Genomic DNA, 15,588 nt, shown 5'->3' with positions numbered 1-15,588 from the left:
TGGACTTGTGGGAGCGGGCAAGCCCGCGAAGAGGCCGCCACAGGAGCAGCCCTTCTAGCGGATCAACCCAATCCCGACATCAGAAGTGGACGCTGGTGGTCAGCAGTGCCGTCCGCCCGGCCGCCTGGTTGGCGAAGTGGGTGGAGAAGGCCTTGTCGTAGTACACCTCGTTGGTCAGGTTCTGCACGTTCAGTTGCAGGTCGACGTTCTTGGTCAGCTTGTAGGCGGCCATGGCGTCGTAGCGTACGTAGCTGTCGACCATGGTGGTGTTGGCCACGCTGCCGTACACGTCATCCACGTAGAACGCACCACCGCCAACGGTCAGCTTTGGCGTGATCGAGTAGGTGGTCCACAGGCTGGCGCTGTTGTTTGGCGTGTTCGGCAGCTGGTTGCCGTCGTTGGCCTTGCCCACCGGGCCGCCGTCGATCTGGCGAGCCTGCATGTAGGTGTAGCCGGCGAACACCTGCCACTTGTCGGTCAGCTTGCCGCTGGCCGACAGTTCGATACCTTGAACCCGGGTCTCGCCAATGTTCTCGTAGGTATTGGTGTTGACCTGGACCCGGGCGTTTTCCTTCTCGGTGCGGAACAGCGCGGCAGCCAGCGACAGACGCTGGTCAAGCAGGTCCCACTTGGTACCGATCTCGTAGTTGGTGGTTTCTTCGGGCTCCATGTCGCTGCCCAGCAGGTTGCCGTTACGGTCTGGCGTGCCGCCCAGCGGGTTGCCTTCGGTACCTTCGCCAAGCATGGCGCCAGGTGGTGTGGCGGAGGTGGCATAGGACACGTAGATGCTGCCGTTTTCGGCCGGCTTCCACACCAGGCCCAGCTGGCCGGTGACGAACTCGCTGACATCTTTGCCTTTGGCGGTGGTGGTGCCAGCGGCGTTGTAGGTCTTGTAGTCGGTGTCAAAGTGGTCGTAGCGCAGGCCCATGTTGACCAGCCACTCCGGGGTAAGCTCCAGGGTGTCGAACACGTAGATTGCACGGGTCTTGCTGTTGGTGGTGGTGCCGGCATAGTTGCGCGAGATGGCGCCGTTCCACGGATCATCCGGGTTCGGGTTGCTCAGCGAAGTGCAGTTATAGCCACTGGTGGCGCCGATCATGCCTGGGGTGCAGTTGCTGTTGGCAGACCCGCCTGGCACGGTGTCGGTGTCGACGGTGTAGCTTGAGCGCTCGCTTTCTTCACGGCTCAGTTCGATACCGGTCGAGAAGCTGTTTTTCATGCCGCCAACGTAGAACTCGCCGAACAGATCGGTCTGGTTGGTGGTAGTGGCGGTGTTGCCGACACGGGTGTTGGCGCGGCGCCAGACACTGCCGTTGTTGACGTTGCCCTTGCTGTCGTCGGGCTGGGTCAGGATGTAGTCCTGCATGCTGTTGCCGTGACGCAGGGTGTTCTTGATGGTCAGCGAGTCGGTCAGGTCGTGCTCGACGGCGAAGGTTGCGATATCCACTCGGGTCTTGCGGAAGTCGCGGCCGGTCAGGCCATAGAAGTTATCACTGTCGCCGCCATCATTCGGCTTGCTCGGGTGTGCCGAGGTGCGCCCGGCGCTGCCGTTGGTCGGGATGGTGTAAGGGATACCCGAATCCGGCAGGTCGTCACTTTCCAGGTGGTAGTAGTCAAGGTTGACGCGGGTCGGCGTGCCCAGGCCAAAGGCCAGCGACGGGGCGATACCCCAGCGGTCGTAGTTGACCTTGTCGCGGCCGGCGACGTTGCTTTCGTGGGTCATCAGGTTCAGGCGACCGGCAACGGTATCGCTGAACTGGTAGTTGCCATCGAAGGTGTAGCGCTGGGTCTGGTCGCTGCCCCAGGTCCAGGCGCCGTTCAGCGAGTTGCCCAGATGCGCGCGCTTGCTTACCAGGTTGATGGTACCGCCGGCCGCGCCGCGGCCACCGATGGCCGAGTTCGGCCCCTTGGCCACTTCAACAGATTCGATGGCGAAGATTTCGCGGGTTTGGGCGCCAGTGTCACGTACGCCGTCCAGGTAGGTATCGCCCTGGGCGTCGAAGCCACGAATGAACGGGCGGTCGCCTTGCGGGTTGCCACCTTCGCCGGCACCGAAGGTAATGCCGGGTACGGTGCGCAGGGCATCCTGCAGGGTCAGGGCGTTGGTGTCCTTGATCACTTGCTGCGGGATCACGGTTATCGAGCGCGGGGTGTCTACCAGCGGCGCGGTGTACTTCTGCGAGGCGGCCTTGTCCACCTTGTAATCGGTGCTGGCTTGTTCAGCCTTGCCGTTGACGCTGGTGGCATCGAGGGTGATGGCGCTGCTGGCGGCCGGATCGGCGGCATAGACCGACGAGGCACTCAGGGCGACACCGATGGCAGACACGATCAGGCGTGGCGAACTCACAGCAGATGGTACGTACTGGCGCATTGCAAAGAACCTTCCCCAAGGTATTGAGGCGGTGGATCTTAATGTAAGCAATTTTGACTAACAATTGAGACTCGTTACCATTCGTGAAGAATTTACAATCTTTACAATTTGTCTTTACGGTTTCATGCCGCTGAAACGTCTTAAGTGGCGAATGGGGCTTGTGTAGCGCAAAAGGGAATCAATATCATTGCGCCTTTACATTTCCTAACGGTGCCGTTGCCATGCTGCTTCACATCCCAGGCCTGTTCGACGCTGATGAACTGGCCCGTATCTGCGAGGCGCTGGAGCGGGCCGACTGGGCCGATGGCAAGGTTACGGCGGGTTATCAGTCGGCCAAGGCCAAGCACAACCTGCAGTTGCCGGAAGGTCATGCGCTGGCCAAGGAAATCGGCAGTGCGCTGATCGACCGCCTGTGGAAAACCCCACGCTTCATGTCGGCAGCCTTGCCGCACAAGGTGTTCCCGCCGTTGATCAACTGCTACCGCGAAGGCGGCAACTTCGGTTTCCACATCGACAACGCCCTGCGCCAGCCCAAGGGCAGCCCGGAGCGGGTGCGTACCGACCTGTCTTCCACGCTGTTCCTCAGTGACCCGGAAAGCTACGACGGCGGTGAGCTGGTGATCCAGGACACCTATGGCGTGCAGCAGGTCAAGCTGGCCGCCGGTGACATGGTGCTGTACCCCGGCACAAGCCTGCACAAGGTCAATCCAGTGACCCGTGGCCAACGCTATGCCGCGTTCTTCTGGACCCAGAGCCTGGTGCGCGATGACAGCCAGCGGACGCTGCTGTTCGAGATGGACAACGCCATCCAGCAACTGACCGCCGATGTGCCGGACCATCCTTCGCTGTTGCAGCTGACGGGCACCTACCATAACTTGCTGCGCCGCTGGGCTGAGGTCTGAGCCGTGTCCTACCTGCTGCGACGTGAGGAAGTAGTGGATGTGGCCGGCTTGCAGGCCATGCTCGAGGAAACCCCTGGCAAGGCCGCCCAGGCGATTCTGGCGGCAGCGGGGCAGGGCGCGGTCGAGGCGCAGTTGCTGCTGGGGCAGATCCTGCTGGATGGGCGTGGCATCCAGCAGGATGCCACGGTTGCCCGGCGTTGGTTCGGTATCGCTGCACAGGGTGGCAGTGCCATGGCGCACAACATGCTCGGGCGTTGCCTGGAGCATGGCTGGGGCGGCGAGGTGAGTTTGGTGCAGGCGGCCGTTCACTACGCCCGTGCGGCCGATTCGGGTTTGGACTGGGGCCTGTATAACCTGGGCAACCTTCTGGCGACCGGGCGTGGGGTGCCGGCCAATCAGGCGCAGGCACTGATGTGCTACGAGAAGGCTGCGCAGCTGGGGCATGCCAAATCGATGAACCTGTATGGGCGTTACCTGGAGCAGGGCATTGCCACGGCGCCCAGCCCGGCGCGGGCGGTGCGCTGGTATCGGCGTTCGGCCGAGGCGGGGGATTTTCGTGGGATGTTCAGCCTGGCGCTGGTGCTGGTCGAACGTGGCCAGGTGGCGGAGGCCGCGCCTTGGCTGGAGCGGGCGCGGATCGAGGGCAACATGAACTTCCTGCGCGCTGCACTGGTGACCTTGCAGAAGGCGGGGCCGATGCTCATGGCCTTTGCCGGGCGCTATGCCGAGGAGATCGAACGGCGTGGTGAGTGAGGTTGACTGTGCTGGCCAATTTCCACTCGCCGTTCACCGTTGCCGCCGCCACCGTATTCGCGGGTAAACCCGCGCCTATATACGCATCGGTGGTTGGGCACAGGCCGTTGTACGGTTTACCCACAAAGAGGCCAGCATCGACAGCACGCACATGAAAACGGGGCCTTTCGGCCCCGTTGTGCATTACAGATAGTAGGCCTTCAGCGGCGGGAAGCCGTTGAATTCCACTGCGCTGTAGCTGGTGGTGTAGGCGCCGGTCGACAGCCAGTACAGGCGGTCACCGATGGCCAGGTTCAGCGGCAGCCCGTACTTGTAGTTCTCGTACATGATATCGGCGCTGTCGCAGGTCGGGCCGGCGATGACCACTTCCTCGGCTTCGCCTTTCTTCTCGGTCCAGATCGGGAACTTGATGGCTTCGTCCATGGTTTCGATCAGGCCGGAGAACTTGCCCACGTCGGTGTAGATCCAGCGCTCGACGGCGGTACGCGACTTGCGTGCGACCAGCACCACTTCGCTGACCAGGATACCGGCGTTGGCGATCAGCGAACGGCCGGGCTCGAGGATGATTTCCGGCAGTTCGTCACCGAAGTCTTCCTTGAGGAAGCGGATGATTTCTTCGGCGTAGGTTTCCAGGCTGTTGGTACGGGTGATGTAGTTGGCCGGGAAGCCACCACCCATGTTGATCAGCTTCAGTTCGATGCCGTCTTCTTCTTTCAGGCGTTCGAAGATTACCTTGACCTTGGCGATGGCGGCGTCCCACACGCTGATGTCGCGTTGCTGCGAGCCCACGTGGAAGGAGATGCCATAAGGCACCAGACCCAGGTCGCGGGCGAGGATCAGCAGGTCCATGGCCATGTCGGTCTGGCAGCCGAACTTGCGGGACAGCGGCCAGTCGGCAGTGGTGGAGCCTTCAGTCAGAATACGCACATACACTTTCGAGCCCGGTGCGGCCTTGGCGATGTTGCGCAGGTCGGCTTCCGAGTCGGTGGCGTACAGGCGCACGCCCTTCTCGTAGAAGTAGCGGATGTCCTTGGACTTCTTGATGGTGTTGCCGTAGCTGATACGGTCGGCGCTGACACCGCGGCCCATCACTTTGTCCAGCTCGTAGATCGAGGCGATGTCGAAGCTCGAACCTTTCTCTTTGAGCAGGTCGATGATTTCCACGGCCGGGTTGGCCTTGACCGCGTAGTAGACCTTGGCAAATTCGAAACCGGCGCGCAGGTCGTCGTACGCCTGGCTGATCATCTGGGTGTCGATGAGTACGAACGGGGTTTCCTGCTTGTCAGCGAACGCCTTCATTTTCTGGAAGGTTTCACGCGCGAAATAGTCTTCGACCTGGATCGACATGCTCAGGGACTCCATGGGCAAACTGAAAGATTAAGTGGCTGCAAACTGAACGTCCTCCGTATCCCCACTTTGGTTCGCCTACTCAGTACTTGAGCCGGATGGATCGTTTCCAGCATGGACGTTCGGCGCGCACTTTAGGGCGTGAAGAATGCAGAATCAACAGGCAATCCGGGCGTGATCGACGTGGATCGACGACCAGCCATTTGAATAACCGACTCGTGTGACCGGCTGATGTTCCCTGCGATCTTTCAAGCGTAAAAAATTGTGGAATGGAGCGTGTTGGGCCCTTCGCGGGCAAGCCCNGTTCCATGTGGGGGCGGGCTTGCCCGCGAAAAGGGCGGAGGTGTTCATATTTATGGCCACATTTTCCTGGTACCTCCGTACAGGAAACCGCCCATAAATTTTTTGTTACCGACTGGCGGATTTGCTGCTTTTGATGCGAAACATTACTATTCGCACCCTTATCTGCCTCCCTGATGACCCCGACCGTGTCCGGACACAAAGGCTTCCTCGACCACTACCATGAGCTGATCGGCACCTGGACGCGCAAGCTGCGCAGTCGTCAGCAGGCCGAAGACCTCACCCACGATGCCTTTGTCCGGGTACTGGAAACCCCGCGCGAGCAGGTTGAGCAGCCACGCGCCTACCTGCATCAGGCTGCGCGCAACATCGCTGTGGATGGCTTCCGTCGCGAAGACCGGCGCCAGGCACTGGAGCGGGAAGCCTTCGACGAAGGCGCAACCGGCAGTGGCGACCCGGAAGCCTACGTGCGTGCCCTGGAGCTGGCCGACAGCGTCGAGCGGGCGCTTGCCAAGCTGCCACTCAACTGCCGGCAGGTGTTCATCTGGCAGAAGCTCGAAGGCCTGACCCAGGCCGAGATTGCCGAGCGCATGGGGTTGAGCAAGAACATGGTCGAAAAGTATATGATCCGCACGCTTCGGCACCTGCGTGAGCACCTGGATGTGTCGGCATGAAGAGTCAGGAGGCCTTTTCGATGAAACAGCACGGTACCGATGCCGTCCGCGAGCAGGCGGCCGCATGGTTCGCCCGCGTGCAGGATGCACCTCGGGATGCCGGGCTGCACAAGCAGTTGCATGCCTGGTTGGCGAGCGACGAGCACCACCGGGAAGAATATGAGCATCTCTGCCGCGTGTGGCTGGCCGCCGACTTCATTCCACGCCAGCACCTGGAGGCGCTGTGCCAGCCAGACCCGGTGCAGCAGCTGCCACGACGGCGTTTCATGCGCCAGGCGTTGGCCGCCAGTGTTGCGGTAGTGGCGCTGGGCCTGGGCTGGGGCGGCTGGCACCACCTGCAACTGAACCATCAAGGCAGCCTGCAGACGGCCTTCAATGAGCGCCGTCAGGTCGAACTGCCGGATGGCTCGCATCTGGAGCTCAATGGCAGCACGCAGGTGCAGGCCGAGTTCAGCGCCGGCCAGCGGCACGTGCGCCTGAACGCCGGTGAAGTGATGTTCAGCGTCGCCCATGACAGTAACCGGCCGTTTGTGGTCGACACTGCCCAGGGCAGTGTGATCGTCACAGGTACCCGCTTTGACGTCCGCCTGGACCCAGCCAGCACCCGTGTGGCGGTGGAACAGGGGTCGGTGCGGGTGCAGAGCAAGGGCGACTCGCCGGCGCTACTGACGGCCGGGCAGGGGTCGCATATAGATGCACAGGGCCTGGTCGCCGCACCCTATGCGGTCAACACCGGCGCCATGACCGCATGGCGACAGGGCAAGCTGGTGTTCGACAACGCAACCCTCGCCGAAGTAGTGGCCGAAACCTCGCGCTACCGTCGCCAGCCATTGCGGGTCGCCCCTGGGAAAGTCGCCCGGCTGCGCCTGTCCGGTACCTTCAGTACCAACGATACAGACGCTCTGCTGCGGGCCTTGCCGAGCATCCTCCCGGTGGCCATCAAAGCCCATGAAGACGGCTCCAGCGAAATAATCGCCAAATAGATTCAGGTTTTTTTTCACTCGTTCGTCTTCCTCGCCAGCTGCAACTGCCAAGCATTTCCATTTGCACGCGGTTGGCGTTTATTCCGCATTCCAGGATGTTTCGACGACGTGAACAACAACAAACCTCTCCCACGCTTTCGCGCCCTGGCGATGGCCCTGGCGGTCAGTACTGTGGCCGTTGGCAGCCAGGCCGCAGAGGCCGCTAATGCCCTCCACATCCAGGCCCAGCCATTGGGTTCGGCGCTGAACCAGCTCGGCCAGCAAACCAGCCTGCAGCTGTTTTTCAGCCCCGAGCTGGTCGCCGGCAAACAGGCCCCGGCGGTATCGGGCAACCTGGCGCCGGTGCAGGCGCTGCAACAGCTGTTGCAAGGCAGCGGGCTCACCTACGAGATGTCCGGGGACACCGTTGTGGTGAAGCCTCTGCCGACTACCCTTGACCTGGGCAGCGGCAGCCTGGAGCTGGCACCCACCGACATCAAGGTGGTCGGTGACTGGCTGGGTGATGCCCAGCAGAGCGTGGTACAGAACCACCCTGGGGCACGCACCGTGGTACGCCGCGAGGCAATGGTGGAGAAGGGCGCAATGAACGTGCGCGACGTGCTGCGCGGCATCCCCGGCGTGCAAGTGCAGGACTCCAACGGGACCGGTGGCAGCGACCTGTCGCTGAACGTGGGCGTACGCGGCCTTACTTCGCGCCTGTCGCCGCGCTCCACGGTACTGATCGATGGCATCCCGGCCGCCTTCGCGCCGTATGGCCAGCCACAGCTGTCGATGGCACCGATTTCTTCTGGCAACCTCGACAGCATCGACGTCGTGCGCGGTGCCGGCTCGGTGCGCTATGGCCCGCAGAACGTGGGCGGCGTGATCAACTTTGTAACCCGGGCGATTCCGGAAAAGGCCTCGGCAGAGCTGTCCACCACCCTGGAGACCTCCCAGCACGGTGGCTGGAAACATACCGAGTCAGCCTTCGTCGGTGGCACGGCCGACAATGGCATGGGCGTGGCGCTGCTGTACACCGGGGTGAATGGCAACGGTTACCGTGAAAGCAACAACGGCAACGACATCGACGACGTAATCCTCAAGACGCATTGGGCGCCAACCGATGTTGATGAGTTCTGGCTGAACTTCCATTATTACGATGGCCGTGCCGACATGCCGGGTGGCCTGACCCAGGCCCAATACGACAGCAACCCGTACCAGTCGCTGCGCGATTACGACTACTTCGCGGGCCGGCGCAAGGATGTGTCGTTCAAATGGCAGCGGCAGCTCGACGATGCCACCCAGTTCGAAGTGCTGACCTACTACACCGACAGCTTCCGCGGCAGCACCATCGCCTCGCGGGACATGAAGACGTTGTCGTCGTACCCGCGCAACTACCACACCTTTGCCATCGAACCCCGTGTGTCGCGCATCTTCTTTGCCGGCCCAACCACCCAGGAAGTCAGTGTCGGTTACCGTTACCTGAAGGAAGCGATGCGCGAACAATCGACTCGCCTGGCGCTGATCGACAACGTGCCGACGGTGACCCCGACTTCCGACGGCCACGTGTTCCAGGACCGCAGTGGCGGCACCGAGGCCAGCGCCTACTACATCGACGACAAGATCGACGTGGGCAACTGGACCATCACCCCTGGCGTGCGCTTCGAGCACATCAATACCGACTGGCGCGACCGCCCGGTGCTGGACGCCAACAACCGCCCGGTAGCCGAGAAGAAGCGCAGCATCACCAGCAACGAGCCTTTGCCGGCACTGAGCGTGATGTACCACGTTTCCGATGCCTGGAAGGTGTTCGCCAACTACGAGACGTCGTTCGGTAGCCTGCAGTACTTCCAGCTGGGCCAGGGCGGTTCTGGCAACAGTACGGCCAATGGCCTGGAGCCGGAAAAAGCCAAGACCTACGAAATCGGTACCCGTTATGACAATGGCGGCTTTGCCGGTGAGCTGACGGCGTTCTACATCGACTTCGATGATGAGCTGCAGTACATCAGCAACGACGTGGGCTGGACCAACCTTGGTGCGACCAAGCACCAGGGCATCGAGGCTTCGGTGCGTTATGACCTGGCCGGGCTGGACCCGCGCCTGGACGGGCTGTCGGTGAGCGGTGGCTACACCTATACCCGCGCGACCTATGAAGGGGATATCCCAGGGTTCAAGGGCCGAGACCTGCCGTTCTATTCACGCCAGGTGGCCACTGCCGGGGTGCGTTACGCAGTTAACCGCTGGACCTGGAACCTGGACGCCTATGCCCAATCGAAGCAGCGTGCGCCGGGAACCGGGATCAATGCCGATGGCAGTTTCAATGGCGACTACATCACCGAGCCGAGTGCTGACGGGCAGTATGGCGATATTCCGGGTTATGTGACCTGGCATGCCCGCGGTGGGTACGAATTCGGGCCTGAACTGTCCAACCTGAAGCTGGCGGCGGGGGTGAAGAACCTGTTCGACAAGCAGTACTTCACCCGCTCCAGTGACAACAATGCCGGCCTTTACGTGGGTGAGCCGCGAACCTTCTACGTGCAGGCCAGTGTTGGGTTTTGATCGAGATTGCCGGGGCCGCTTTGCGGCCCTTCGCTCGCTCCTACACATGATCGGTGGTGGACATACATCGGGGATTGAACACAGGCCGTTGTAGGAGCGGGTTTACCCGCGAAGGGGTGCAAAGCGCCCCCGACGATTACGAAACCACCGCCTCGGCCGGCGAAACGATACTGCTCTTCGCCCCCCGCGATCTCCCCGAGCTCAGGTACGCGGCAATCGACTCCTGCGTCACCTCGCCCAAGAACACCTGCTCGGCATCCAACACTGGCAACCACGCGCGGTTGAACTCGTACATGCGCGACAGCAGGATGCGCAAGTGCTCATCGTACGAGGCCGTGGCATTGAACGGCCGCAGGAAATCACCGCAAGTGCCTTGCTGGCGGTGCATGTCGCGCCGGCGCACATAGCCCAAGGCCTTGTTTTGCGCATCGGTCACCACCACGTAGCGGCGGTCGTGCTCATCGAGCAGCTCCAGCGCGTCGCCCACCGGTGTTTCCGGGCTCACCGACGGCGCGTTGTCCGCTGCATCCTCGGCACGCACCAGCAACAGGCGTTTGAGGGTGCTGTCCTGGCCCACAAAGTTGCTGACGAAATCATCCGCCGGGTGCGCCAGCAGGGTATCCGGGTGATCCAGCTGCAACAGCTTGCCGGCACGGAAGATGGCAATCTTGTCGCCCAGCTTGATCGCTTCGTCGATGTCGTGGCTGACCATGATCACGGTCTTGTTCAGCGCCCGCTGCATTTCGAAGAACTCGTTCTGGATCATTTCGCGGTTGATCGGGTCGACCGCGCCGAACGGTTCATCCATCAACAGCACGGGTGCATCTGCTGCCAGGGCGCGAATCACGCCGATACGCTGTTGCTGGCCGCCAGATAGCTCGCGCGGGTAGCGTTGCAGGTACTGCTTGGGTTCGAGCTTGATCATGTGCATCAGCTCGCGAGCCCGCTCGTGGCATTTCTGCTTGTCCCAGCCAAGCAGGCGCGGGACCACGGTAATGTTCTCCTCGATGGTCATGTTGGGGAACAGACCGATCTGCTGGATCACATAGCCGATGTGCCGGCGCAGGGTAACTTCGTCCAGGCCGGTGGTGTCTTCGCCGTTGATGAACACCTGGCCCGAGGTGGGCGTGATCAGGCGGTTGATCATTTTCAGCGTGGTGCTCTTGCCGCAGCCCGACGGGCCGAGGAACACGCAGATTTCCCCTTCATTGACGGTGAGGCTTACCGAGTCGACGGCTTTGACGTCCTTGCCGTTGACGTTGAAGGTTTTGCTGAGGTTCTTCAGTTCGATCATGAGCGCAGTCCTTCTGGAGTCAGGGCACGTTGCAGGGTTTGCAGCAGCAGGTCGGCGATGATCGCCAGCAGGCTGACCAGTACGGCGCCGACCAGCAGCATCGACATGTCGCTGCGGCTGATGGAGGTAAGGATCAGCACGCCGAGGCCGCCGGCGCCGATGGTGGCGGCAATGGTCATCACACCGATGTTCATCACCACGGCGGTGCGCACGCCGGCGAGGATCACCGGTACGGCGATGGGCAGCTCGACCATGCGCAGGCGCTGGCCGAAGGTCATGCCGATGCCACGCGCGGCTTCACGGATACCGGGCTCGACATTGGTCAGGGCCAGGTAGGTGTTGCGCAGGATGGGCAGCAGCGAATAAAGAAACACGGCAGTGATCGCAGGCAAGGGGCCCAGCCCCTGGCCGAACTTGGAGTAGAACGGCAGCAGCAGGCCGAACAACGCAATCGATGGGATGGTCAGCAGCACTGTGGCGCTGGCCTGCAGCGGGCCGGCCACTGCCGGGAAGCGGGTCATCAGGATGCCCAGCGGCACGCCAACGAGGATCGCCAGGCCGACGGCGATGCCGACCAGCATGATGTGCTGCCAGGTCAGTTGCAGCACCTGGGCCCAGTCGAGGTGGGCGAACGTGTCGAGCAGGCTCATGGCTGTACCTCCTTGAGGGGATGCTCTCGCAGGAATGCGGCGGCCACTGCGGACGGGTTCTGGTGGTCCACGTCGACCTTGGCATTGAGCTGGCGCATGGTCTCGTCATCGAGCTGCTCGGCCAGTGGCTTGAGCAGGGCGACCAGTTGCGGGTTGGCGTCGAGCACGGCCTTGCGCACCACCGGGGCGGCGGTGTAGTCGGGGAAGTAGTGCTTGTCGTCTTCGAGCAGCTTGAGGTTGAACGCGCTCAGGCGACCGTCGGTGGTGTAGACCAGGCCTGCGAACACCTGGTTGTTGTGCATGGCCGTGTAGACCAGGCCCGCGTCCATCTGGCGGATGTTGGCGCGGCCGACCTGCAGGTCGTACATTTCCTTGAGCCCGACCAGGCCGTCGGGGCGGTTGGCGAACTCGGTGTCCAGAGCCACCAGGTGGTTACGCTTGCGCTCGTCGCGCAGCACCTGGTTGAGGTCGCTGATCGAGTTGATCTGCGGGTAGGCCTCGGCGACCTGCTTCGGCAAGCCGAGGGCATAGGTGTTGCTGAATTTCGACGGGGTCAGCCAGATCAGGTCTTTTTTGGCATCCAGCTCCTTGACCTTGGCGTAGGTGGCCTCGGCGCTGGGCATACGCTCATCGATGTGGTTGTAGGACACCAGCGACACCCCGGTGTATTCCCACATCAGGTCGAGCTGGCCGGTTTCCTGGGCCTGGCGAGCGATGCTGCTGCCAAGGCCGGTGGTGACGCGTACGTCAAAGCCGTTGGCGCGCAGGTACTGCGCGGTGATTTCGGCGAGCACGGTCTGTTCGGTGAACACCCGCGCGCCGATGCGCACCAGGGGTTTTTCCGCTGCCTGGGCAACTCCTGCGAACAGCAGGGCCGCGCCCAGCAGCAAGGCGATTCTCTTCTTCATACGTTTCCTATCCTTATTGGGCCAGGCCACGTTCCAGCCAGCGCCTGCTGGAGAAACTCACCGCCGCGTCCAGCACCAGTGCCAGCAGCGCGGTGCAGGCGGCACCCAGCAGCAGCTGCGGCTGGTTGTTCAGGGCGATGCCGGGGAAGATCAGGCTGCCCAGGCTGTTGGCGCCGATCAGGAATGCCAGCGGTGCGGTGCCCACGTTCAGCGCCAGGGCCACGCGTACGCCGCCGACGATGATCGGCACGGCGTTGGGCAGTTCCACCTGCCAGAGTTGCTGGCGCGGGGTCATGCCAATGCCGGTAGCGGCTTCCTTGAGCGATGCGGGGACGTTTTTCAGGCCTTCGTAGGTGTTGCGCACGATGGGCAGGAGGGACGCGAGGAACAGTGCGAAGATCGCAGGCCCGGCGCCGATGCCCAGGATACTCAGGGCGATGGCCAGAACGGCCAGAGGGGGGATGGTGTTGCCAACGTTGAAGAACTGCATGAAACGCTCGGCTTTGTCGACCCGGTGCGGTCGACTTAACGCAATGCCGGCGGGGATGCCCACGGCCAGCGCCGCCGCCATCGAAGCCAGCACCAATACCAGGTGCGCTTGCAGGTAGAACCCAAGATCGTCGCGATAACGCGCGATCGTGTCGATGCCGATCCAGTGGACCAGCAGGGCCAGGATGACGAGCACGGCGGCCCATCCCAACAGCCCCTTTCCGTAGCGTTTAGCCACAGGCGGACTCCTTGTGTTGTCGGCGAGCACACTTCTTGGAAGCCGGCCAATCCTGGCGGCGGGTGGTGTGTTCGCGAGTAGCAGCGAGATGCAAGCCGAAGGCTGCGATCAGGCCATGAGCCGAACCCCGTCGGGCCCGAAAATGCTGATGAAACCAGTCCCCAACCGAAGCGGGTTGCAGGGGAGTGGACGTCTCCGTGGGCGTAAAGGTTCCCATCTGAGGCGGCATTTGGCCAGCGTTAATCGCTGGGTGGCAGGATTTTTGGCGAGAAAAAACAGCGACTTAATACGCTGCAGGCGTTGAAATAACTGCGCTTTGGGCATTTGTCGTGATAAATCGATTGCCTGTTGGATTTCTTTTGTCTGTGCCGGCCTCTTCGCGGGTANTACCTGTAGGCGCGGGTTTGCCCGCGAAGAGGCCGGCACAGGCGCCATTCATTCGGCAGATTTTGGTCCAGGCCCAACTTCAGGTATGATACTGCCCCTTTCAAATCCCCCAGTCAGGCGATTTCCCATGACCAACCAGGCCGCCGAAGTCGCGAAGCGCCGCACTTTCGCAATCATTTCCCACCCCGACGCCGGTAAAACCACCATCACCGAGAAGCTGCTGCTGATGGGCAAGGCCATTGCCGTCGCCGGTACCGTGAAGTCGCGCAAGTCCGACCGCCATGCCACCTCCGACTGGATGGAAATGGAGAAGCAGCGCGGCATCTCCATCACCACCTCGGTGATGCAGTTCCCGTACCGCGAGCACATGATCAACCTGCTCGACACCCCCGGCCACGAAGACTTCTCGGAAGACACCTACCGCACCCTGACCGCGGTGGACTCGGCGCTGATGGTGCTCGACGGCGGTAAAGGTGTAGAGCCGCGTACCATCGCCCTGATGGACGTGTGCCGCCTGCGCGACACGCCTATCGTCAGCTTCATCAACAAACTCGACCGAGACATCCGCGACCCGATCGAACTGCTCGACGAAATCGAAGCCGTTTTGAAGATCAAGGCCGCGCCAATCACCTGGCCGATCGGTTGCTACCGCGACTTCAAGGGCGTGTACCACCTGACCGGTGACTACATCGTGGTGTACACCCCGGGCCACGGCCACGAGCGCACCGAAGCCAAGATCATCCAGAAGCTGGACTCGGACGAAGCCCGCGCGCACCTGGGCGACCAGTACGATTCGTTCGTCGAGCAACTGGAGCTGGTGCAGGGCGCTTGCCACGAGTTCAACCAGGAAGAGTTCATCAACGGTCAGCTGACCCCGGTGTTCTTCGGTACTGCGCTGGGCAACTTCGGTGTCGACCACGTGCTCGACGCCGTGGTCGACTGGGCGCCGCGCCCGCTTGGCCGTGTGGCCCACGAGCGCACCGTGGAGCCTGTGGAAGAGAAGTTCACCGGCTTCGTGTTCAAGATCCAGGCGAACATGGACCCGAAACACCGCGACCGTATCGCCTTCATGCGCATCTGCTCGGGCAAGTACGAGAAGGGCATGAAAATGCGCCACGTGCGCTTGAACAAAGACCTGCGTATCGGCGATGCGCTGACGTTCTTCTCCTCCGAGCGTGAGCAGCTGGAAGAAGCCTTTGCCGGTGACATCATCGGCCTGCACAACCACGGCACCATCCAGATCGGCGACACCTTCACCGAAGGCGAGGCGCTGGGCTTCACCGGTATTCCGCACTTCGCGCCGGAGCTGTTCCGCCGCGTCCGCCTGAAAGACCCGCTGAAATCCAAGCAACTGCGTCAAGGCCTGCAGCAGCTGGCCGAAGAAGGTGCTACTCAGGTGTTCTTCCCTGAGCGCAGCAACGACATCATCTTGGGTGCGGTCGGTGTGCTGCAGTTCGACGTGGTCGCCAGCCGCCTGAAGGAAGAGTACAAGGTCGAGTGCGCCTACGAGCCTATCACCGTCTGGTCGGCGCGCTGGATCAGCTGCGATGACAAGAAGAAGCTCGAGGAATTCCAGACCAAGGCCATGGAAAACCTGGCCATCGACGGCGGCGGTCACCTGACCTACCTGGCGCCGACCCGGGTCAACCTGGCGCTGATGGAAGAGCGCTGGCCGGACATCAAGTTCCGCGCTACCCGCGAGCACCACTGATCTCGAGAGCTTGCTCTTGACCTCTGTGGGAGCGGGTTTACCC

General features: G+C 62.1%; 12 protein-coding genes. 6 read left to right on the top strand and 6 right to left on the bottom strand.

Annotated features, from left to right (window positions below; translation table 11 throughout):
* Positions 1 to 79: 79 nt before the first annotated feature.
* The gene (locus ACTJJN_RS05205) at positions 80 to 2,371 is read right to left on the bottom strand and encodes a TonB-dependent receptor (RefSeq protein WP_440781044.1); all 2,292 of its coding nucleotides are present in this window, start codon (positions 2,369 to 2,371) and stop codon (positions 80 to 82) included.
* Between the two features lie 221 nt (positions 2,372 to 2,592).
* On the opposite strand from ACTJJN_RS05205, the gene ACTJJN_RS05200 reads away from it, so the two are divergent.
* Both ACTJJN_RS05200 and ACTJJN_RS05195 read left to right on the top strand, forming a co-directional pair.
* On the top strand, positions 2,593 to 3,273 hold the full coding sequence (locus ACTJJN_RS05200; protein ID WP_012051256.1) for a Fe2+-dependent dioxygenase: 681 nt from the start codon (positions 2,593 to 2,595) through the stop codon (positions 3,271 to 3,273).
* Between the two features lie 3 nt (positions 3,274 to 3,276).
* On the top strand, positions 3,277 to 4,026 hold the full coding sequence (locus ACTJJN_RS05195; protein ID WP_004577174.1) for a tetratricopeptide repeat protein: 750 nt from the start codon (positions 3,277 to 3,279) through the stop codon (positions 4,024 to 4,026).
* A 183-nt stretch (positions 4,027 to 4,209) separates the two neighbouring features.
* Here ACTJJN_RS05195 and ACTJJN_RS05190 read toward each other — a convergent pair whose 3' ends face one another.
* On the bottom strand, positions 4,210 to 5,373 hold the full coding sequence (locus ACTJJN_RS05190) for a type III PLP-dependent enzyme (protein ID WP_003248498.1): 1,164 nt from the start codon (positions 5,371 to 5,373) through the stop codon (positions 4,210 to 4,212).
* Between the two features lie 476 nt (positions 5,374 to 5,849).
* On the opposite strand from ACTJJN_RS05190, the gene ACTJJN_RS05185 reads away from it, so the two are divergent.
* The 3 genes from ACTJJN_RS05185 (at position 5,850) to ACTJJN_RS05175 (ending at position 9,868) form a co-directional block, all read left to right on the top strand.
* The gene (locus ACTJJN_RS05185) at positions 5,850 to 6,347 is read left to right on the top strand and encodes an RNA polymerase sigma factor (protein WP_440781042.1); all 498 of its coding nucleotides are present in this window, start codon (positions 5,850 to 5,852) and stop codon (positions 6,345 to 6,347) included.
* Between the two features lie 20 nt (positions 6,348 to 6,367).
* Positions 6,368 to 7,330, top strand: a complete 963-nt coding sequence (locus tag ACTJJN_RS05180; RefSeq protein WP_440781041.1) for a FecR family protein — start codon at positions 6,368 to 6,370, stop codon at positions 7,328 to 7,330.
* Between the two features lie 108 nt (positions 7,331 to 7,438).
* Positions 7,439 to 9,868, top strand: coding sequence for a TonB-dependent siderophore receptor (locus tag ACTJJN_RS05175; protein WP_440781040.1), 2,430 nt, complete (start codon positions 7,439 to 7,441; stop codon positions 9,866 to 9,868).
* A 136-nt stretch (positions 9,869 to 10,004) separates the two neighbouring features.
* Here ACTJJN_RS05175 and ACTJJN_RS05170 read toward each other — a convergent pair whose 3' ends face one another.
* The 4 genes from ACTJJN_RS05170 to ACTJJN_RS05155 are packed head-to-tail and all read right to left on the bottom strand — an operon-like array spanning position 10,005 to position 13,447.
* Positions 10,005 to 11,162 (bottom strand): osmoprotectant ABC transporter ATP-binding protein OsmV, encoded by a 1,158-nt coding sequence (locus ACTJJN_RS05170; protein ID WP_003248489.1) that lies wholly within the window; start codon positions 11,160 to 11,162, stop codon positions 10,005 to 10,007.
* Positions 11,159 to 11,812 carry an ABC transporter permease gene (locus tag ACTJJN_RS05165; RefSeq protein WP_010952080.1) on the bottom strand — a complete coding sequence of 218 codons (654 nt, stop codon included), beginning with the start codon at positions 11,810 to 11,812 and terminating at the stop codon, positions 11,159 to 11,161. Before ACTJJN_RS05165 ends, ACTJJN_RS05170 begins: the two co-directional genes overlap by 4 nt.
* Positions 11,809 to 12,720 (bottom strand): glycine betaine ABC transporter substrate-binding protein, encoded by a 912-nt coding sequence (locus ACTJJN_RS05160; protein ID WP_110744911.1) that lies wholly within the window; start codon positions 12,718 to 12,720, stop codon positions 11,809 to 11,811. The genes ACTJJN_RS05165 and ACTJJN_RS05160 overlap by 4 nt, the downstream gene beginning before the upstream one ends.
* Before the next feature lie 13 nt (positions 12,721 to 12,733).
* On the bottom strand, positions 12,734 to 13,447 hold the full coding sequence (locus ACTJJN_RS05155) for an ABC transporter permease (RefSeq protein ID WP_003248483.1): 714 nt from the start codon (positions 13,445 to 13,447) through the stop codon (positions 12,734 to 12,736).
* A gap of 514 nt (positions 13,448 to 13,961) precedes the next feature.
* Between ACTJJN_RS05155 and ACTJJN_RS05150 the strand changes: the two genes are divergently transcribed.
* Positions 13,962 to 15,545 (top strand): peptide chain release factor 3, encoded by a 1,584-nt coding sequence (locus tag ACTJJN_RS05150; RefSeq protein ID WP_003248481.1) that lies wholly within the window; start codon positions 13,962 to 13,964, stop codon positions 15,543 to 15,545.
* Positions 15,546 to 15,588: the final 43 nt, after the last annotated feature.

The sequence above is a fragment of the Pseudomonas sp. 22515 genome, assembly GCF_052044625.1.
GTDB lineage: Bacteria > Pseudomonadota > Gammaproteobacteria > Pseudomonadales > Pseudomonadaceae > Aquipseudomonas > Aquipseudomonas alloputida.
The sequence above is the reverse complement of the archived record's forward strand: the minus strand, read 5'-3'. Positions and strand labels throughout refer to the sequence as shown.

Coding starts and splice junctions, on each gene's coding strand:
- ACTJJN_RS05205 (WP_440781044.1), bottom strand. CDS start 2,371: ATGCGCCAGTACGTACCATCTGCTGTGAGTTCGCCACGCCTGATCGTG.
- ACTJJN_RS05200 (WP_012051256.1), top strand. CDS start 2,593: ATGCTGCTTCACATCCCAGGCCTGTTCGACGCTGATGAACTGGCCCGT.
- ACTJJN_RS05190 (WP_003248498.1), bottom strand. CDS start 5,373: ATGTCGATCCAGGTCGAAGACTATTTCGCGCGTGAAACCTTCCAGAAA.
- ACTJJN_RS05185 (WP_440781042.1), top strand. CDS start 5,850: ATGACCCCGACCGTGTCCGGACACAAAGGCTTCCTCGACCACTACCAT.
- ACTJJN_RS05180 (WP_440781041.1), top strand. CDS start 6,368: ATGAAACAGCACGGTACCGATGCCGTCCGCGAGCAGGCGGCCGCATGG.
- ACTJJN_RS05170 (WP_003248489.1), bottom strand. CDS start 11,162: ATGATCGAACTGAAGAACCTCAGCAAAACCTTCAACGTCAACGGCAAG.
- ACTJJN_RS05165 (WP_010952080.1), bottom strand. CDS start 11,812: ATGAGCCTGCTCGACACGTTCGCCCACCTCGACTGGGCCCAGGTGCTG.
- ACTJJN_RS05160 (WP_110744911.1), bottom strand. CDS start 12,720: ATGAAGAAGAGAATCGCCTTGCTGCTGGGCGCGGCCCTGCTGTTCGCA.
- ACTJJN_RS05150 (WP_003248481.1), top strand. CDS start 13,962: ATGACCAACCAGGCCGCCGAAGTCGCGAAGCGCCGCACTTTCGCAATC.